The sequence below is a fragment of the Mycoplasma crocodyli MP145 genome, from assembly GCF_000025845.1.
In the GTDB taxonomy this organism is placed as follows: Bacteria; Bacillota_I; Bacilli_A; order Mycoplasmatales; family Metamycoplasmataceae; genus Mycoplasmopsis; species Mycoplasmopsis crocodyli.
In genome coordinates this window covers 730,560-751,260 of record NC_014014.1, presented here as the reverse complement: position 1 = coordinate 751,260, position 20,701 = coordinate 730,560, and the positions used below count along the sequence as shown (strand labels likewise).

At 27.8% G+C, this 20,701-nt stretch carries 18 protein-coding genes and 1 tRNA gene; 9 read left to right on the top strand and 10 right to left on the bottom strand.

The annotated features are described in order from the left end of the window. The first annotated feature begins 100 nt into the window (after positions 1-100). Together MCRO_RS03275 and MCRO_RS03270 are read left to right on the top strand one after the other, a co-directional pair. Positions 101-466 carry a YigZ family protein gene (locus MCRO_RS03275; RefSeq protein WP_013054273.1) on the top strand — a complete coding sequence of 122 codons (366 nt, stop codon included), beginning with the start codon at positions 101-103 and terminating at the stop codon, positions 464-466. Position 467: 1 nt separating this feature from the next. After that, positions 468-1,838 carry a M17 family metallopeptidase gene (locus tag MCRO_RS03270; protein WP_013054519.1) on the top strand — a complete coding sequence of 457 codons (1,371 nt, stop codon included), beginning with the start codon at positions 468-470 and terminating at the stop codon, positions 1,836-1,838. An 84-nt stretch (positions 1,839-1,922) separates the two neighbouring features. Here the strand turns inward: MCRO_RS03270 and MCRO_RS03265 are convergent, their stop codons facing one another. From MCRO_RS03265 to MCRO_RS03250, 4 genes are all read right to left on the bottom strand, one after another. Further along, positions 1,923-4,637 carry a DUF262 domain-containing protein gene (locus MCRO_RS03265; protein WP_041594079.1) on the bottom strand — a complete coding sequence of 905 codons (2,715 nt, stop codon included), beginning with the start codon at positions 4,635-4,637 and terminating at the stop codon, positions 1,923-1,925. Beyond that, positions 4,621-5,112 (bottom strand): cytosine methyltransferase, encoded by a 492-nt coding sequence (locus tag MCRO_RS04260; protein ID WP_337998351.1) that lies wholly within the window; start codon positions 5,110-5,112, stop codon positions 4,621-4,623. Before MCRO_RS04260 ends, MCRO_RS03265 begins: the two co-directional genes overlap by 17 nt. 349 nt (positions 5,113-5,461) lie before the next feature. Further along, positions 5,462-6,769 carry a class I SAM-dependent RNA methyltransferase gene (locus MCRO_RS03255; protein WP_013054602.1) on the bottom strand — a complete coding sequence of 436 codons (1,308 nt, stop codon included), beginning with the start codon at positions 6,767-6,769 and terminating at the stop codon, positions 5,462-5,464. Then, positions 6,769-9,507, bottom strand: a complete 2,739-nt coding sequence (locus MCRO_RS03250) for a DNA topoisomerase IV subunit A (RefSeq protein WP_013054201.1) — start codon at positions 9,505-9,507, stop codon at positions 6,769-6,771. The genes MCRO_RS03255 and MCRO_RS03250 overlap by 1 nt, the downstream gene beginning before the upstream one ends. Positions 9,508-9,660: 153 nt before the next feature. Here MCRO_RS03250 and MCRO_RS03245 point away from each other — a divergent pair, with 153 nt between their 5' ends. Beyond that, a complete protein-coding gene (locus MCRO_RS03245; RefSeq protein ID WP_337998354.1) occupies positions 9,661-9,960 on the top strand; it encodes an HU family DNA-binding protein in 300 nt (99 codons plus the stop codon). Here MCRO_RS03245 and recU read toward each other — a convergent pair. The 3 genes from recU to MCRO_RS03230 all read right to left on the bottom strand — a co-directional run bounded on the left by recU (position 9,950) and on the right by MCRO_RS03230 (position 11,791). Next, complete coding sequence (gene recU, locus MCRO_RS03240) at positions 9,950-10,453, bottom strand: Holliday junction resolvase RecU (RefSeq protein WP_013054768.1); 504 nt, start codon at positions 10,451-10,453, stop codon at positions 9,950-9,952. The genes MCRO_RS03245 and recU overlap by 11 nt on opposite strands. Positions 10,454-10,517: 64 nt before the next feature. Next, positions 10,518-11,174 (bottom strand): chromate transporter, encoded by a 657-nt coding sequence (locus MCRO_RS03235; protein WP_013054444.1) that lies wholly within the window; start codon positions 11,172-11,174, stop codon positions 10,518-10,520. After that, positions 11,174-11,791 (bottom strand): chromate transporter, encoded by a 618-nt coding sequence (locus tag MCRO_RS03230; protein ID WP_041594136.1) that lies wholly within the window; start codon positions 11,789-11,791, stop codon positions 11,174-11,176. The genes MCRO_RS03235 and MCRO_RS03230 overlap by 1 nt, the downstream gene beginning before the upstream one ends. A gap of 69 nt (positions 11,792-11,860) precedes the next feature. Here MCRO_RS03230 and MCRO_RS03995 point away from each other — a divergent pair, with 69 nt between their 5' ends. Further along, the gene (locus MCRO_RS03995; RefSeq protein WP_013054288.1) at positions 11,861-12,832 is read left to right on the top strand and encodes a DNA-methyltransferase; all 972 of its coding nucleotides are present in this window, start codon (positions 11,861-11,863) and stop codon (positions 12,830-12,832) included. Between the two features lie 74 nt (positions 12,833-12,906). Here the strand turns inward: MCRO_RS03995 and MCRO_RS03215 are convergent, their stop codons facing one another. Beyond that, the gene (locus MCRO_RS03215; protein ID WP_013054707.1) at positions 12,907-13,671 is read right to left on the bottom strand and encodes a hypothetical protein; all 765 of its coding nucleotides are present in this window, start codon (positions 13,669-13,671) and stop codon (positions 12,907-12,909) included. A 2-nt stretch (positions 13,672-13,673) separates the two neighbouring features. After that, a complete protein-coding gene (locus MCRO_RS03210) occupies positions 13,674-14,762 on the bottom strand; it encodes a zinc-binding metallopeptidase family protein (RefSeq protein WP_013054785.1) in 1,089 nt (362 codons plus the stop codon). A 64-nt stretch (positions 14,763-14,826) separates the two neighbouring features. Between MCRO_RS03210 and MCRO_RS03205 the strand changes: the two genes are divergently transcribed. From MCRO_RS03205 to MCRO_RS03185, 5 genes are all read left to right on the top strand, one after another. Beyond that, positions 14,827-14,903, top strand: a tRNA-Arg gene (locus tag MCRO_RS03205). Between the two features lie 111 nt (positions 14,904-15,014). After that, a complete protein-coding gene (locus tag MCRO_RS03200; RefSeq protein WP_013054668.1) occupies positions 15,015-16,223 on the top strand; it encodes an arginine deiminase family protein in 1,209 nt (402 codons plus the stop codon). A 63-nt stretch (positions 16,224-16,286) separates the two neighbouring features. Beyond that, positions 16,287-17,330, top strand: coding sequence for an ornithine carbamoyltransferase (gene argF / locus MCRO_RS03195; protein ID WP_013054749.1), 1,044 nt, complete (start codon positions 16,287-16,289; stop codon positions 17,328-17,330). 1 nt (position 17,331) lies between these two features. Continuing rightward, positions 17,332-18,261, top strand: coding sequence for a carbamate kinase (gene arcC, locus MCRO_RS03190; protein ID WP_013054496.1), 930 nt, complete (start codon positions 17,332-17,334; stop codon positions 18,259-18,261). Position 18,262: 1 nt separating this feature from the next. Continuing rightward, on the top strand, positions 18,263-19,927 hold the full coding sequence (locus MCRO_RS03185; RefSeq protein ID WP_013054631.1) for an APC family permease: 1,665 nt from the start codon (positions 18,263-18,265) through the stop codon (positions 19,925-19,927). Positions 19,928-19,986: 59 nt separating this feature from the next. Here the strand turns inward: MCRO_RS03185 and MCRO_RS03180 are convergent, their stop codons facing one another. Then, complete coding sequence (locus tag MCRO_RS03180; RefSeq protein ID WP_013054458.1) at positions 19,987-20,652, bottom strand: hypothetical protein; 666 nt, start codon at positions 20,650-20,652, stop codon at positions 19,987-19,989. Between the last annotated feature and the right edge of the window lie 49 nt (positions 20,653-20,701).

Genomic DNA, 20,701 nt, shown 5'->3' with positions numbered 1-20,701 from the left:
CTCTTTTAAATAGCTTTAATTTATGCGTTAAATTCAAACGAAAAATAAGATTTTTTATTAATTATTTATTTTTAAAAACTTTATAATTTTAAATTGTAATATGGATGAATTAATTATAAAAAAATCAAGATTTATTTCCTTTGTTTATCTAATAAAAAGCAAGGAACATATCAAAAAAGTGATAGACACTTTATGGCTTGAACACAAGAAAGCAAGACACATTTGTTATGCCTTTAATTTCATCGATGAAAACGGAATAATCAATGCCGGTTTCAACGATGATGGAGAACCCAAGAATACTGCGGGAAAGGCAATTTATGACATAATTTTGCTTAAAAAAATGTCGAATGTTTTAGTGGTGACTATAAGATATTTTGGTGGTATTTTGCTAGGTGCAGGTGGTTTAATAAAAGCTTATAGAAAAAGTTCTTCAAATGCAATTAATTCATTTATTGAAAGAGGTTAGAATGTTAAAAATGTATGAAACAAAAAGAGATAATAATATGCTTCTTAAAGTTGTTTATTTTGATCAACAATTTCCTGAATTTGTATCCAAAAAACAAGGATTACTAAGTGTTGATTTTAAAAATAATATAGCATATTTATATATCGATCATGAAAATAGAAAATACTATGATGTTTACGAAACAATATTAGGAGCTTTAGAAAAAAGAGAAAGAAGTTATCAATTAGACATTGCATCAATTGAAAGAAAAAAAGTAACACTTAAAGATGCTATTAGAATAGCTTATAAAGCAACTGAGTTTGCAACTTTTGAATTGTTTTCTAAGCATGAAAAGAAAGCCAAAGATGATAAAGAAGATGAAAAATTTAATGTAACATTTTATCTTGAAGATTCTTCGTTTGAAGACTTTGTTAAAGAACAAATCATTGTTAATCAAGCAATTTCAAAAGCAAGAAACTTTCAAATAATGCCTGAAAACTTTTTAAATTCAGAGCAATTAGCAGAACATATTGTTAATGATTTTCAAGGAATTAAAAATCTTAGTGTAAAAGTTTTAACAAAAGCTCAAATAAGAGAATTGGGAATGAATTTAATTCTTTCTGTAAATAAAGGAAGTACTCATGAACCAAGAGTAGTAGTAATTGAATATACAGGAAATAAAAAATTAAAAGATAAAGTAGCTTATGTAGGTAAAGGAATTACTTTTGATACAGGTGGAGTTAATACAAAAGGTTACCACATGGATGGAATGAAGTTTGATATGTCAGGTTCTGTTATAGTTGCTTATGCTTTAAAATCTATAGCACAATTAGGAATCAAAAAGAATGTTAGTGCTGTAATGTGTATAACTGATAATAGACTTGATGGTGATGCTTCATTACCTGAAAATATTTATGAATCAATGTCGGGTAAATGAGTTGAAGTAGCAGATACTGATGCAGAAGGAAGATTGGTTTTAGCTGATGGATTATACTATGCAGCAGATGTTTTAAAAGCAACAACAATCGTTGATGTTGCAACCTTAACCGGGTCAATAATGTATGCACTTGGGAAAACATATAGCGGAATATGATCAACCGATGATAAAAACTGAGAATTATTTGAAAAGTCAGCTTTCGAAGCACATGAAAAAGTTTGAAGGATGCCTATGCATAAAGATTTTCATAAATCAAATCAATCATCAAAAATTGCTGATTTAGTTAATTGATCTCCTAGATCAAAATGTGACCATAATTCAGCAGCTATGTTCTTAAAAGAATTTACAAAAAATATTCCTTACATACATTGCGATGTTGCTTCAACAGCGGAAATTGATGGTAGCCCATATGCTTCTATGGTATCGACATTAGTAGAATTTGCAAAGAATAAATAACAAAAAAATCATTGTGTTTGACCCAATGATTTTTTTATTATGTTATGGTAAATCTGATCCAAAGTTTTGATTTAATATTCTTCTTTAATTGATTTTTTTACTTTTCTTTATTAAATCTTCAACTTCTTCGTCAGTATAAAAGTATAATTTATGCATTAAAGTAAGCAATTGTTCTGATCTTTGAATAATTTGTTTATATTTATCTTTTAGAGTTTTCTCTTCAAAATTACTGTTATGTCAATCCATTAAAAATTCTTGATTTTCATTTTTATAACCATGGTATAAATATTGATATCTATTTTCATAAACAGGTTGTTTTATATTCTTGTTGCTTTTTTTAATATTATCAAATTTATTCAAAATGAATAAATTACCTATTTTTGAAACGTGTTCATTATATTCTTCTATGTTTGTTATTTCTTCGTTTTTAACTGGTTTTCTAGCCAAATAATGCTCTAACTCGTTTTTTTCAAATGGGTCAAAATAATTATTTTCAAGAATCTGTCTATTTGTATCCTTATTTATATAACCTTTCATCTTATTGTGAAAAAAAGTATTAAGTCTAATAAGTATAGTTTTGGTATTTGGTGCATTAATGGTTTTACTTTTTACGTTATCGAATAATAGGATTTGAGAATCTTCTTTAAAAGTCTCATTATTTTTTTTAAAATCTCTTCTTAAACTTGGTATCATATTAATTAATTCATATCTAAAATTTTCGATATTGTATGTTGAAAATCTACTTGTTCTAATATTATTTGCAATTTCCTTACATTTTTCCCCTATTGATTCACCACTAAATCCTGATATTGTTCAAAATATTCAAAATCTTTCAATTTCAAATAGTCATCTAGATAAATCATATATTGATTCTATTGATAATTCGCTTTTAATGAAATTACAGCTATCAATAAGTTCTCATATTATTGGTAAAAAAACAGTTTTTGTGCTTGTTGTTAAAATTTGAGATCTAATCATGTAATTTTTTATCATTTTACTACTTAAACCAACAATATTTTTTGAACCATATATGTAAGAAAATACTATAGAATCATCTTTTAGTTTATCAATTACTTGATCTATGTTATCGTTATTTTCTTGAAGATAATAGTCCAATATTTGAAAACTTAATTTTGCAACATCAATAGGTTTAGATGTTTTGCAATTTGAGGAAGTTTCTATTTGTAATTTATTAGCTAATATATCAATGAAAAGAATAAATTTTTTATTGTCATACAATTCGCCTTTTTCATTTTTGAAATTATTAAGAACTTCATCATTAAGTTTTTTCATTATTCTGTTTCTTGAATCTTTAGAAGAATATATTAAAGAGGCTGAAGAATACACCTTATTTTTAAATAAATCTATTGCTTCAAGTTGTGCTTGAACCATATTTAAGTTTGAAAAAATCTTGTCTTTTTTCTTTCCACAAAGTATTGTAATGGTAAAGTTGGTTTTAGTTAATATCCTTTCAAAAATAACATCTACTTTTTCAACTTCTTTTAGTAAAAAATTACCAATAGTTTGAATATGTTTTAATAAATTTGTATTTGTAAGTTCATCATACTTGCTTTTATCATTACCAACATTTAGTAGCAAATTGAAATCATTGTAAACCTCTATTTCTATTGAGTTGTTATAATGATTTAATTCGTAACGATTTGTTTTATGATTTTTATATTCAAACAACTCTATAAACATTAAACTAACTTCTTCACCTTTATTAACTTTATATTTGTATATAAAATATAACACCATAATCATGGTAAATATTCTTTGTTGTCCATCTATAATATCTCAACACGTTCCGTCTTGACTGATTATTATATTATTCAAATATGAATATTCAGTTCCATCATTTATATCGTCATACAATGACTCAAGAAAGTTTTCGATATATTCTTTCTTTCAAATGTATGATCTTTGAAAAATAGGAATTGAAAAGTTTTTATATAAGGACAAGAACTCGAAAAAATTCATAATTTTTGATTCGTCTTTATCTGAATTGCCTTCTTTATAATTTGGTTTATTAACTCATGGATCATTAAAATTATCAATAGTTTTTAATTTTTTATTAGTTAAAATAATATCTCTAAAATTGTTATTTTCAAGATTTAGAGATTCTGATAAAACCTTGGCTATCTCTAATACAATTTTGTTATCAAGTTTTAATTTATTATTTGTTCAATAAAGATTTTTATTTTTTTTGATTTCTGTTTTGTTATTTAATTCATAAATATGTTTTGTCAATTCTGAATATCCACTATCAATAATAGATCTTAAAGTATCATATCAAATTGAAAATGTTGGGCTTTTAGAAAAATCTTCATCTTTAAAACTAACATCATCACGAAGACATTTTAGCAATTCATTTAGTTTATTGTTTATATTGTGTGAAATATATTCAACTATTTTTTCATTGTAATCATATTCATCTTTAACATTTTCAAATTTTTTATTGAAATAATAATTAGATTCTCCATTATTTTTTTGAAATATATTGCAATAAATTAGATATCTCAAAAATTGATTTTGAAAAGTTGCTCTAGCATATTCGGAAACATCACTACCTTTATACAAAGGTGTAGTGTCTAATCTTTTATTTGATCCTTTTTTAAAAAAACCAACTTTATCATACCCATTGCCAAGATCTTCAACTTTAAGATATACGTGTGGAAATTCTTTAAAAAACTCAATGTTTGAAAACCAGTTTTTTATTTTTTCTAAATACAAACTAGTGTTTGTTCCTAGAGTTCAATATTGACTTAAAATTTCTTGGAGATTATTTTTTTCTTTCATGATTATCCTCCTTGTTTATGAATTCAATAGACTGCTCTAAAATATCCTTAATAAGTTCATCTGGAATTGAACTTCTTCTTGCATAAGAACCGTGCGACATATGTGAATTATTTGCTGTTCTTCTTTCTGTTTTTAAATTGAAGGTTAAGTTTGATTTAAAAATTGTTGGTTTTAAACTATAGTTTTCATCATATGAAGAGTAATAAGTTTTATTCAATTTTCCTGAAAAATTCCAATGTTCTTCTTGAAATTCTCATGACTTAGAAGTTGCAGGGTTTTCTATTACCCAAACCTTTGGCTTAAAGTGTTTGATTATCGATATTGAACCACCTACTGTACCTTCACCAATTAATCTTCCAGTTTCTTTTTGTTGAAAATATCTTCTTTTTACTGGATGGCATGTTTTTAAATACTCGTCATAATATTTTGAATTAGCTACTTTTCATAATCCTACGTTATCAATTCCCTTAAACATTCTTCCCGAACAATCAGCTCCGGATCACGATTCGCAAGGAGGAGACGCAAAAATAATATCGGGATTTGGTAATTCCGACAATTGCTTAATAAGGTTTGGGTTAGTTATTGACAAATCGACTTGGTGATAAAAATAAAAATCACTTTTATTAAAGGTTTTATCATTTATACCAATTGAGTGAACCTCGATAGATGTGCTGAAGTTTGATTGAAATTTTTCAATAGAAGTTTTATAGGAAGAAGTTGCGTCATCAAAGAGAGCTCATAGAATTACTCTCTCTCTCTCTCTCTCTCATTCTAATTACTTTTTTCATCTTAACTCCTTAACATATTTTATATTTTAACACATTTTATTTTTTTATCTTATGTATAAGACTTAGCATTTCAATGTGACTAGTATTTCTAAAAACATCATATCCTTTTATGAATAATAATTCATAACCAAGTTCATTAAATAACTTAATATCTCTAATCATTGTTCCTAAATCACAAGAAATATATAGAACATTTTCTGCTTCATTTTGAGCTAAAAAATTAATGAGCTTCTTGTCTAATCCAGCCCTGGGTGGATCTAAAATAATTAAATTATTTTTTAGATTGACATTTACTTTTTTAATAATGTCAAAAGCATCACCTTGATAGTATGTAGTGTTTTTTAAATTGTTTATTTCTTTATTTTGATTAGCATTTTTAATTGAAGATTCTGATATTTCAATCCCAATAAGTTTTTGTTCTTTGTTAGATAATAACATTCCTAAAGAGCCTACACCACAATACAATTCAATAATTTCTTTGAATTCATTATTTTTAATTAATTTTTTAGCATCATTAATTAAGTATGAAAATTCATCACAATTTGTTTGGAAAAACGAATTACAGTCTACTTTGAACGACATTCCACCAAGTTCTAAATGAAAATCTTGATTATGTAAGTTTATTAATTTTCCATCTTCATTTACTATTCAAAATTGTCTGATATTTTTGTTGTTTTTTATGAATTCTATGAATGTATTTTTATTAATATTATTTGACTCCTTTGAGTTATAAAATATGACTTGAAGTTCATTATATTTATTTTCTCTGACCATTATTTTTGATATATATGTAATTTTATTTTGATTTAAAAATATTATTGATTTATTAAGAAAATCATTAATATTTTTAGAAGCTAATGAGATGTATTTTACATCAACTAAATCATTTGATTTATAAGCATGCATAGCCAAAGAAATTAAATTATTTTTAACAATTAAAGGAACAACAATTTTGTTCCTTGTTGTTGTTTCGAAATGTGATTTTTCAAGTCCATTAAAAACAAAATCATTAAACTTTAATGATCATTTTAATCTTGTTTCTAACAAATTTTTTTTGAAATTATATTGCTCATTATAATCAATACCCAGAAGTGGTTGAGCGTTTGAAATTATTGAGTTTTTATCAGGGATAAATATTCTAAATTTAGATTTTATTATTAGTTCTTCTAAATATCCAAAAGCAATGTTTTTATTTAATTTAAATATCCTAACTTTTCCTTTTTCACCTTTGAACAAGCCAGATACAAAAATTTTTAATCCATTATAAAAACAAATACCCAAGCATTCATAGCTTAGGTCGTTTGCTTCTAGTTCAATAACGTCATTAACTTTTAAGGTGTTCATTATTTCTTCTTTTTCTTTGTATCTGTGTCGCCAAGAGTTCTATTTATTTTTGCTAATAATTCTTCTACATTTAAATCAAATGTGTTTATTTGATCTTCTGCATCTTTAAATCTTTGCTCTTCACTTTTCTTTGGTTTTTGAGCATCGGTCAACAAATTAATTTCTAGCGTTTTTTCTTTACTTTCTTTAGATTTTCTTGGTGGCTTACTTGCCTTTATTATTTCAATCTCAAGAGTTTTATTTATATCTTGTTCTTCCTCTTGTTGAATGATTTTTTGGTATGCTTTTGATCGATCAAATTTATATGCTTTAACTTCTTTTTTGATAAATCCAGCCATATATGAATCGGTCTTTATCTTTGTAAAGGAATCGTCGCTATTTGTAATTGAATAGTCTTTTGTAGATCTAACAGCGATCTTATTATCTTCTAATTTAATAAGGATTTTTTCATCATTTTCAGATGAATGCATATCGCTTATAAAGTAAGGATTTAGCTTTCTATTTTTAAAAATTTCTTTCCCTTTTGCGGTTTTAGGAACATAATAAATTTCTCTTGATTTCATCTTTTTAATATAACCATCATCACTGATCATAATAACTATATCGTTAAAATGTGTTGGTGTAAAACAAGCAACAAAGTCTTTGTTTACTAAGTAAACCCCTTTTGTTCCTTTTGCTTTTGGTCCATATAAACTAATCTCTGCTTCATTATATTTAGTAGCAAATCCCATTGCTGTTATAATTAAAATATCTTTTGTTCCATCACTAACTGCAACATTTATAACTTCATCTTTATTATCTATATTAATTGCTGTGTAAGTTTTATTGGTTCTAGATACTTCAAAATCTTTAATTTTTGTTCTTTTGAAAAATCCAAGTTTTGTAGCCATAACAATAAAATCTGGACTGTTTCAATCTTCAACTTCAATTACATTTATTATGTTTTCACCTGGTGCTAAATCTACAAAAGCACTTAGATGAGTTCCTAATTCTTTTCATTTGGTTTCTTGGATTTTGTAAACAGGAATAATAGCATAATTTCCTCAGTTTGTAAAAACTAGAAAATTATGCACAGTGTTTGCCTTATCTATATAAAGTAAATAATCATCTTCTTTTAAAGCAAAAGTTGAGAAGTCGTTACTATCAACAACTTTTTGACTAAGACGTTTTATATATCCTAATTTACTAAATGCAATGTTAACAATTTCTTCTTTAACAAGGTCTTTTTTATCATGATTAAATGTAAATTCTTCTTCAAAAATTTGAGTTCTTCTTGGAGTAGGCATATCTTTTATCATTTGTTTTAAAAGTAAAATTAAATAATTTACAAATTTCTTTTCATCATCTAACAACTCTTTAGTGTTTGCAATTTTCTTTTCTAAATCAGCTTGTTCAATTAAGAAAGCTTCTTTATCAGTTTTGCTTAAACGGTAAAGTCTTAATTCTGCTATTGCAGTAGCTTGATTTGTAGTAAAGTTAAATGCATTCATCAAGTTTTCAATAACAGCTGCTTTTCCACCTTCGGTAGCTCGAATAACCTTAATTACTTTGTCTGGAATTTCAGAAACTTTAATAAAACCTAACACTATTTCAAGTCTTAATAGATACTTTTCTAAATCATATGTCAGAGTTCTTGTTTTAATTATTTTGATGTGTTCAATGTATGCTTCAAGCAATTCATTAAGTCCCATCAGTTTTGGTGAATTATTATGTATTACTACATTATTATAAGAATAGTTAACTTGCATTGAAGTCTTTTGAAGTAGAAAACTTATTATGCTTTCAACATTAGCTTCTTCTGAAAGAGTGATAACTATTTTAATACCTTCACGGTCAGATTGATCTTTTATTTCTAATAAACCATCAATTGTTTCAGTGTTTATTAGAACATCAATGTCATAAACTAATTGTGATTTTACTACACCAAAAGGTATTTCGGTTATCTCGATAAATTGAAGTTTATCTTTTTTAACAACTTCATATTTACAAAAAAGCTTTATCTTTTCCTTTTCAAGTTTTCCTGATTCGAAAGCTTCAAAAACTCCTTTATTTCCATAAATTATTCCACCGGTTGGAAAATCTGGTCCTTTTATGTGTTCCATTAATCCATCTAAAGTTATTGAAGGTCTTCTTAATTTAGCAATGGTTGCTTCTAATACTTCATTTAGATTATGAGGAGGCATTTCGGTAGCCATTCCTATTGCAATTCCGGTTGTTCCATTAACTAATAAATTAGGAAAAATGGTTGGCAAAACAGATGGTTCTTTTTCAGAATCATCAAAGTTAGGAATAAAAGCAACAGTGTTTTTTTTCAAGTCTTCAAGCATATAGTTACATACTTTGGCCATTCTAACCTCTGTATAACGCATGGCTGCGGCTGGATCGTTATCTAACGAACCAACATTTCCATGCATGTCTAAAAGAGGAATTCCACTTTTTCACCATTGTGACATATTTACCATTGCATCATAAACTGATGTATCACCATGTGGGTGATACTTTCCGATAACATCTCCAACTACTCTGGCAGATTTTTTATATGGCTTATCATTTGTTAGACCTAATTCTGACATAGCATATAGAATTCTACGGTGAACTGGTTTCAATCCATCTCTAACGTCTGGTAAAGCACGTTGTTGGATGATATATTTTGAATATCTTCCGAATCTTTCGGCCATTATTTTATCAAGTGAGTTGTTAATAATTCTTTCAACTATTTCTTCTTTTTCTTTGTTCATGTTTTCCCTTATTGATATATTATAATGAAAATAAATAATCTATTATTATCATTTTAAAATATTTTTTGATTTTCTTCAAAAAAATATACAATTATTATGTAAAGAGTTTTTACTTATTATCCTATTTAATAGGTATAAAATACAAAATAACAATTAACAAAGGAGAAAAAAATGACAAAAAAAGAATTCATTATGAAAATAGCAAACAGAACAGGATACACAGTAAAAGAAGTTAATAAATTTTTTGATACATTCGTATTTTTTTTAAAAGAAGAACTTATCGGTGAAGAAAAAGTACAACTTTCATCATTGGGTACATTTTCTACACAAATCAAACACAAACGTCATACTAAAAATGCATTTACAGGTGAAGATCTGTTTATTCCAGAAAAACGTGTTGTAAAATTTACACCATCTAAATATCTTCGTGAATTAATCGATCTTAAAAAATAAATTTTATAAGTGGTAAAAAATCAATTATTCCAGGAAATGTAATTTCTACATTAATGGAATAATTTTTTATTGTTTCTTGGCTTATATATTTTTTACCATCTTTAATGATTTCTAAGTAATTTTTAATAGACAAAATATAAACTTTGTTGTCCTTACTGAAGAAAATAACAAAAAACGGAAATCCCCCATTATCATAGATAATTTTTAAATAATCTATTTGATGTTCTTTGATATTTGATAATTCAAGCTTATCAATATTAGTGCTTTTCGCTTCAAAAGCAACAAAACTTCCATTATAGCAACCTATGTAATCAACCGTAGATTTTGAACTAATAACTGCATTACCAATGCTTAATTTCCCATCTATATTTGATATAGATTTAAATGTAATTGGTATTTGCTTTTTTTCTATATAAGCTATATTGTTTGTTCAATAATAATTAATTGTTTTATTAATTAAAGTTTCTAATAACATTCCTCTATTTTTGTGCATATTAATTTATTTGTTGCTTTTTTAAAAAGGACGAAAAAAGAACAAAAATGATTTTTGTTCCTTATTATAATCAAGGCATAAAACAGATTAATGAACTCACTAAACCTAAAAGTATTATTCAAAATAATGGCGTCTTTTTATGAGATAAATAAATTGAAATTATAGTCATAGTTGGAAAATAGGCGTAAAGCATTAATCTTCTTCAACCACTGAAAAAAAGTGCTTTTTGATCATTGAAATTAAGTCCAACATATTTATTAATCCCCTCATTAAAATAAATATAAGGAAACATAATACTCAAAATTAATTGTATTGCAATACTAAAAATTATTCCAGCGACAATTGGTTTCATATATAACATAAGTTTTTTAACTATTAATTTATCCTCAAATTTATTTATATACTTCATTGTAACTAACATAACAAAAATAGCAGGTAAGCAAAAAACAAAATATGTTAAAAACATTGCAAGATATCCTCATCAACTTCCATTTGCTATAATATATCCAGTAAAGAAAGAAAATTTTGTTGATACAACTCCAGGGGTTGCGTTTGAAATTGTAAAAATTCTATTAATTGTATCTTGATTAATATCGCTTTGAAATAATTTAGCCAAGAGTTCTCAAAATCATTTAAAGATGGGCATAAAAACTTGTCCGCCACCAAAAACGGATAAACTAATTAAAATTAAAATAGGAATAGATACTAGCAATGCAATCATTATAAGTCCTCATTTCTTATGTTTTTATCATCAACTATTTCAATTACTTTTTTCGATTTTTTAATTATAATAAATTCAACAATAGCTATTAAAATAAACAAAATAGTCATAACAACAATTGGTACATTATATGGACTTGGAATAAAAAAACAAAAAGCAAAAGTTATACAAAAAAGACTTACCCACAGTGGTATTGGCATATTTTTATGAGATAGTTTTATATATCTTATTCCAAAAATTATAAGCACTCCAACTATTGCACTTAGTACTCCAACAGATACAACATATAAATATTTTATAGGTAATAAATTAACTAATAAATACAAACCAAAAGCAAAAAGGACATGTGGTAAAAGAGCCAATAACGTGACTAATGTTCCTCACATTTTACCCAAAAACTTTATTGAAATATAACCGATGGTTTGAATTACTGATGGACCAGGAAGTAAATTAGAAACAATTACAACCTTATCGAATTCTTCAATACTAAGTCATTTTTTCTTATCTACCGCCTCTGATTTTATAAGTGGCATCAATGCGTTCCCACCTCCAAAGCCAACAAAAGACACTTTTAAAACAAACAAAATCATCTCAAATATATTTTTAAATTTATGCATTTTAGTCCTTTCTTTAATTGTTTTTTGTTTATTATTCTTTCTTGCATTATATTGATATATAATAGAAACATGATTAATAATTATAATATTAAACTTCAAGATTATAAAATTTTTTTAGATGAAATTGATGAAAAATCAGTTGATTTTATTTGTATTGATCCACCCTATGGAAAGATAAACGGCATGCAATTGTCCGGTCAAAAAACCAAAATTGATTGAGATGTTAATATTGATTGAAAGGATCTTTTTAATAGATTTACGAGAGTTTTAAAACCAGGTGGTACAATTGCTGTTTTTGGACAAAATCCCACTTATTCAATGATGATAATTGATAATATTAAATATTACAAGTATGAATTAATTTGAGTAAAAAATAATGCTGCACAAGGTTTTCATGCTGATAAAATGCCGTTAACTTTTACAGAAAATATTGCTATTTTTATAGTTGGTGAAAATTCAAAAAATAAAAGAACTTTTAACAACATAGCTCAAAAAGAAGAAATTGATAAAAATAAACACTTTACAAGATGGTATGCACAATCACTATATGATTTTATTAATATTAAGAGGAGAAAGATTCATGAAATTTTAGGTCATAGAAAATCTGAGTTTTTCTTTTGTTATACTGGTAAGCAATTTGGGTTACTATCTGAAGCGATTTATAATGAATTGATTGAAAAATTTGCTATAGACAAATGAGAGTTTTTTATTCCGTACACCCAACTTAAAGAAAAATGAGTAAACGAAAAAAGCGCCACTCAATATATTAAATTAGATAGCTTTAATTATTCAAAAACCCTTCCAAATTATATTTTTGAACAAAAAGAAATTGTCTATTTGCACCCTACTCAAAAACCTGTTAAACTAATGGAAAGACTTATAAAAATGTATTCAAACGAAGGAAATGTTATTCTTGATTGTTTTATGGGATCAGGTTCTACCGGTGTTGCTGCATTAAATCTTAATAGAAAATTTTTAGGATGTGAATTGGACGAACAACATTTTCAAACCTCGAAAAACCGTATAGAAAACATAAAATAATAAGCCTTAACTTATTATTTTTTTGCCATAAGTATCAATTATTTTTTTAACATTATCTACCTGAATTTTAAATGTTATTGAAGAATCTCTGTTCGGCCTCTTCCTATTAGTGGACTTAAACCGTTATTTAATACAACACGAATTCTAAAAGGGCTTTTAGTTCCATCTTTGTAAAGTAAATTAAAACTTGTTTTACTGTTGTTGTTAATAGTAGTAAAATCTAGTTTTATTAATTCATTCCTGTATCATGAATAATTTAATAAATACAAATTTTCTTTATTAATTTCATGTTCTTTTTCATATAAATTTAACATTGTAAAATCATTTGTATTTTCTTTATATTTATTAAAAATATAAAACAAGTCTTTATTTGTTAGTTCAGAAAGAAGACTAGAACAAAAATAACTTATTCTTGTTCTTATTTCTTTAATTATTGTGTTTGTGATTTTAGTCGGATCAAACTCTTTTATTGTTTTTTTAACTTTTGAAAAAGCAAAATAAATATCAGAGAACTTTTTATTATTAACTAATATTTCATTAATGTGAGTTGTATTAATTAAATCGAATGTTCCTTTTATTTTTCCGTCTTCAATTTTCTTAGATTTTATTGAAATATTTAAATTGTTAATTGTATCATGAATATCACTTCTACTTTTTGTTCCACCTATATGTTGGAAATGAAAACTATTGAATTTTAACCCAGTGATTTCATAAAAAACATTTTTAAAGCAATTTAAATTTGCTTGTTTTTTTATGCATTCATTTAAAAAATTAGTAAGTAATTCTTCAAAAGAAACTCCGTTTTTATGCGGAGTTCCATCTATTTTATATGCGATCATAATTATTTATATTGCATCTTTTTATATTTGCTAGTGTTCATACTTTTTGCAAATTCTGTTCCTAAATCAACTACGGCTTGAATGTCAATCAATGAACAAGAACCTATTGGTGAATGTAAATATCTTTGTGGAATTGACAAGGTTAATGTTGCTACTCCACCTTTACCGAATTGTAAATTAGCTGCATCTGTTCCACCACCTTCAGCAATGTATTTATATGCAGGAATATTATTTTGTCTTGCTACTTCCATTACATTTTCAACAAGTAATGGATCCATTAATGTTCCAGAATCTTTTACTAAAACTGCAACTCCATTTCCTAACTTAGGAACTCCTGTAATACAATTTGGTGTATCATGACTAGCTCCTGTGTCAATAGCAAAAGCAATTTGAGGATCGATTAACATAATAGATGTTTTTGCTCCTCTACATCCAACCTCTTCCTGAACTGTTCCAACAATATATAAATCAACATCAAGATCTATGTTTGCTATATTGTTTGCAATAGCTACTATTGAAGTTACACCAGCTCTATTATCCATTGCTTTTCCAGCAATGATATTGTTTGGAAAATGAATTGTTTGACCAGACATATAAACTCTGTCTCCCATTTCAATACCAGCATCTTGAGCTTCTTTTTCACTTAAAAATCCTAAATCAACATATAATTCATCATTACTCATTGCTTTAGTTAACTTATCTCTTTCCATTATATGTACTGAAGTGTGTCCAAAAACCCCTATAAATTCTTTATTAGTTTTATTGGTAACAACTTTGGCTTTTGTACCAATAACTGTAGATGCTCATACTCCACCAACAGGGCTTACCATTAACATACCCTCTTTAGAAATATTTCTTACTAAATATCCAACTTCATCCATGTGTGCTGCATACATAACTTTTGGAGCACCTTTTATTTTTGATGGTTTGTGTAAAATTAATGAACCTAAATTATCACGAGAAATAATAAAATTTTTAGTGTCAACTTGTTTTAAAATTTCTTGAACAATAACCTCTTCATAACGGCTCATTGCCTCAATATTCATAAAAGTATCTAAACTTTTAGCTAGTTTTTCATATTTTTTATCCATATTTACCTCTTTATTTATTAAAGTGTATCAAAAAAATGATAATATAATGTAAAATATAACAAACGACCATGTAGCTCAAATGGATAGAGCACCAGCCTCCTAAGCTGGGTGTTGACGGTTCAAACCCGTTCTTGGTCGCCATTTTTTTATATTTTTGTGGAATAATTTCCCATTTTCATACCCGTTAAATAATTAGTAATATAATAAAGAAGATAATGTAATATTATCGAAAATTTGATCGGAGAAAAAAACATGAATAAAATTAATGTTTATAGCGAGGTGGGTAAACTAAAAGAAGTTTTAGTTCACACACCCGGAGACGAAATAAGGCGTATCTCGCCAAGTCGTTTAGAAGAATTACTCTTTTCTGCAATTCTTGAACCAGATTCAGCAATTGAAGAACATAAGAGATTTCTCAAAATTTTAGAAGATAACAATATTAAGGTCATTCAATTAGACCAACTTGTTGCCGATACTTATGAATTGGTTAATCCTTCAGTAAGAGATGCTTTTATTGAAAAATGATTAAACGAATCAGAACCAAAATTGGATAAAAAATTAAGAGAAAAAGTAAAAGAATATTTACTTCACACCCAAAAAACTGTTGGAACAAAAAGAATGGTTAGAATTATGATGGCTGGAGTTGATAGAGTTGAATTAGGAGTTGAATTAGATAGACAACTAGTTGTTGATCCAATGCCTAACTTATACTTTACAAGAGATCCATTTGCATCAGCAGGTAATGGAATTTCTTTAAATAACATGAAATATGTTACAAGAAAAAGAGAAACTATTTTTTCAGAATTTATTTTTGAAAATCACCCTGATTACAAAACTACACCACACTGATTTGATAGACTAGACAAAGGTAATATTGAAGGTGGAGACGTATTTATTTATAATAGAACAACATTGGTTATTGGAATTAGTGAAAGAACTAATAAAGATGCCTTGTTAACTATTGCAAACAATATAAAATCAAATAAAGAATCAAAATTTGAAAGAATCGTTGCGGTTAATGTACCTCCAATGCCTAACTTAATGCACTTAGATACATGATTGACAATGGTTGATCACGACAAATTCTTGTATTCACCAAATATGATGAAGACATTAAAGTTTTGAACAATAGACTTGACAAAGCCTATTAAAATGGTTGAATTAGAAGAATCCTTGTCTGATATGATAGAAACTATAATTGGTAAAAAACCAGTCTTAATTCCTATTGCAGGACATGATGCATCTCCTCTAGATGTTGACATTGAAACACACTTTGATGGTACAAATTACTTAACTATAGCACCGGGAGTTGTTGTTGGTTATTCAAGAAATAAACTAACAGAAAAAGCACTTACAAAAGCTGGGGTTAAAGTATTATCATTTGAAGGGAACCAACTTTCATTAGGTATGGGTTCAGCAAGATGTATGTCAATGCCTCTAGTAAGAGAAGATATAAAATAATAAATTAACTTTTATGATGTTGAATAAATATTCAGCAATTTTAATTGTTAGAAAGAGAGAAAAATGCCAAGAAATTTAAAAGGACGTAGTCTTGATTCTGCTCTTAACTTTACAACAGACGACATCAATTACTTAATTGATTTAGCTATTGATTTAAAGAAAAGCAAGCAACAAGGTTTACACACAGCAGTAAGACCACTAGTTGGTAAAAATATAGCAATCATGTTCCAAAAGGACTCAACAAGAACTAGATGTGCTTTTGAAGTAGCAGCTGCTGATTTAGGTGCAGGTTGCACATACATAGGGCCAGCTGGTTCTAACTTTGGAAAAAAAGAATCTATTGAAGATACTGCTATGGTATTAGGTCAATTTTATGACGGAATTGAATTTAGAGGATTTAAACAAAGTGACGTTGATGCACTTGTTAAGTATTCAGGAGTTCCTATATATAATGGATTAACTGATGATGAGCACCCAACACAAATGTTGGCTGATTACATGACAATTAAGGAACTAAAAGGTGACCTTAAAGGTAAAAAAATTGTTTTTGCCGGAGATATCAAAAATAACGTTTCACGTTCAATAATGATTGGTGCAGCATTTGTTGGTATGCATGTTGTCTTATGTGGTCCTAAAGAACAACACGATATTGTTAAAAATGGAAAAGGACACAAAGAAGTTTATCAAGCTTGTCAAGAATTATTTAAGAGAAATGGTGGTTCAGTATCGTTTAGTGACGATAAAATCAAAGCAGCTAAAGATGCCGATGTTATCTATACAGACGTATGAGTATCATTAGGTGAAGACTTTTCACTATTTGAACCAAGAATTAAAGAACTTGGAGCATTCCAAGTCGACATGGCTATGCTTAAAGCTGCTAAAGAAGATGTTTCATTCTTACACTGCTTACCAGCATTTCATGATGATCACACACAATTTTCAGCCGAAATTAAAGAAAAATTTGGTAAAAAATACCCAGTTGTAGCTACAGGTGCTATGGAAGTTACCGATGAAGTATTTCAATCAAAACATAACAAATCAATTGAACAAGCTGGAAATAGAATGCATTCAATTAAAGCGGTTATTTTAGCTACATTAGGATATTAAGATGTCTAAAATAGTAATTGCACTTGGTGGAAATGCTCTTGGAAATAATCCAGCAGAGCAAAAAGAATTGGTAAAAACACCAGCCAAAAAAATAGCTCAATTATTAAAGAAAGGTCATGAAGTTCTAGTTGGACATGGAAATGGACCACAAGTAGGTATGATTTTCAACGCTTTTGCTGATGCAAAAAAAGTTAATGAAAAAACACCTATGGTTCCATTTGCAGAAGCTGGCGGAATGTCACAGGGATACATTGGTTATCATATGCTAACTGCTTTAACGAATGAATTAATGCATGATAAAATTCAAAAAGATGTTTTATACTTTTTGACACAAACCATTGTAGACAAGTCAGATAATGCTTTTAAAAACCCAACAAAACCAGTTGGTCCTTTCTATAAAACAAAAGAAGAAGCAGATAAAAACAATCCTAATTCAGTTATTGTTGAAGATGCAGGAAGAGGATATAGAAAAGTTGTTCCTTCTCCATTACCAGTTGATTTTATTTCAATCAATGCTATTAAAAAGAATTTTGATGAAGGTAATGTTGTAATAGTTGGAGGAGGTGGAGGTATTCCCACCATCTTTGAAAACAAAGAATTTGTAGGAGTTGATGGAGTTATCGATAAAGATTTTGCTCTTTCAAAATTAGCTACAAAAGTTAATGCTGATATGTTTGTTGTGCTTACAGCTGTTGAACATGTTTATGTAAACTATAATAAACCAAATCAAAAGAAACTTGAAAATGTTTCAATAAAAGATCTTGAAACTTATATAAAAGAAGGTCAGTTTGCACCTGGTAGCATGTTACCTAAAGTTCAAGCAGCCATTGCTTTCGTTAAGGAAAAGAAAGGAAATGTTGCAATTATTGCATCATTAGATAAACTTTCAGAAGCCATTGATGGAACTAGTGGTACTCGTATAGGAGAATAAAATGTCAGATAAAGGACAAACACAAAACGTCCCTACAACAAAGAAAAAAATCTCATTCTTTTCAGCCATGCTTATAGTTATGGGTGGATCGATTGGTGCAGGTATTTTCTTTAAATCAGGTGGTGTTTTATCAAACTCTCAAGGTAGTTTGATTCTCGCAATTTTCTGTTGATTAATAGCTTCATGTGCTGTTATTGCTATGGCGTTAGCATTAATAGAAATATCTGCTGTTAGAAATGACAACTTATCATTAATTGGTTGATGTAAAGAATTTAACAGTAGAACAATTTATAAAGCCTCTAAGAATTTTATGGTCTATGTGTATTTACCAATGACCTACTTCTTTATGCCTTTATACGTTATCTTGTCAATTCAAGACGGAATTCAAAGTTTAGCAGGAAGAAATAACTTTGGAACTCCAGGAGCTGACTGAGTAATTTGAACAATCATTTCATTATGTATTTCAATTTACTTTTTAACAGTTCCAACATTATGATCAAAAATCGGTGACATTCACAACAAGGTTGTGCTTGCTATCAAATTTGTTCCTTTAGTAGTTGTAACTATTTTAGGATTTGTTCTTATTTTCACAAAAAACTCATCTCAAGTTCAAGTTGGCTTTGATGAAGCATCGAAAACAATAAAGGAAGGTGCAAGTATATTAGGAATTAAAGGAATTGGTGCTGGTCTTGGAATGTTCCTTGCTATATCAGCTATATTCTTTGCATATGATGGATTCTATGTAGCTAGTGGAATTCAATCAGAAATGAAAGAACCTAAAAAAACTCCTCTTGCTTTATTATTTGGTCTTGGAATTACAACAATTATTTATCTATTAATTTCAATTGGATTATCATTGAATGGTGGAAATGTATTCAGCATGCAAGATAATTTAGGTAAATTATTTGGTGGAACTCAAAAAGCACAAGACGCAGCAAGAATACTTATTGGTATTCTAAACTTAATGATTGGTATAGGTGTTCTTGGAATTATTAATGGATTTTCAATGTGAGCTCCACGTTTTGTAGAAGATTTACTTGCAGAAGGTGAATTACCATTCTGAAATCACAAATTGGTAAAAGGTAAATTAAATCCTAACTTTCCTAAAATCGGAGTTATATATTCATTAGTACTTTCGATACCAACAGTTTTAATATTTACGTTAATCGGTGCTCTTGGATACATCGCTTCTAATCCAGATTATGTTGGTGGTTACGATCCTGTTGACAAATATGAAATGGCTAAATTATATTCATTTGCTGATTTAATGGCAAACTGAACTGCCCTATTTACCTTCTCATTTATAGGTGCTTCAATATTTGGAGGAATAAGAAATAGAAAAACAAATCGTGTAAAAATTGAAGACAAGAAAAAATACTTTGTTGTATCAGCATGAATTGCTGTTGTACTAGTATTTTCAGCTTTACTTATTACACTAATTGTTCCATTTATTGATTTCTTTGCTATCTTCGCAATTGATAAAAATACAATGAAACCTGAAGACTACACAACTATTATTATAAGTAGACTTATGCTTGTTGTAGTATTATTCTTACAATGTGGACTTGCATTCATTCCTACAATTATAGAAGACAAAATTGCTAAGAAAAAATATGGTTCATTAGAAAAATTTGAAGAATATAAAAAACAACAATTAAGCCTATAATCAAGCTTAATAAGACAAAAAAATCAGAGATAATTTCTCTGGTTTTTCTTTACATTTAATTAGTTAAAATCAAGATCAAATACATTTGCATAAGTTGTTGTAAACGATTCATCAGTTGCTGTTTTTTTAAAGATAATAACTAGTTTATTAATTCCTTTATCATTTGTAACAAAAGCGAACGCTTCATTTTTAGTTCCGTCTAATCCAAAAATTTCAGTTGGGTATGTTCCGTGATTTTGTGGGTTTTCACTCAAAATTTTATCTTTATATAAAAACTTATATTTAGTAGTTTCTGTTTGGTATGTTAATTTGAAAACTATATTTTGTTTGATTCCGCTCAATATGCCGGCATTTATCTCATTAATTGGTAACGACATTCTTTTTTTAGTATCTGAATATTTAGTTATTAATTCATTTGATAAAGTCATTCCTTCTTTTAACTCTTCATTTCCTGCTGCTGTATTTGGTTCTGTTGGGGTTGCCGGTTGTTCTGGGGCAACTGGTTTAGTAGGTTCTGCAGGTGTATTTGGTTGTTCTGGTGTAGCTGGCTTAACAGGATTACTTGGAGTAGTTGCTGTTGTTGTTCCTTCCGGCTTTGTAGTTTCACTTTCTTTATTTGTAGTTGTATCATTTTTTTTAGTGGTGTTATCATTACATGATATAGCTATCAAAGATAGTGGTAATGTAGTTAATAAAGCACCTATTGTTATTAATTTTCTTTTCATATTTCTCCTTAAAAATTCTTTTTTATTATATGGAAATTTTTAAAAGGTG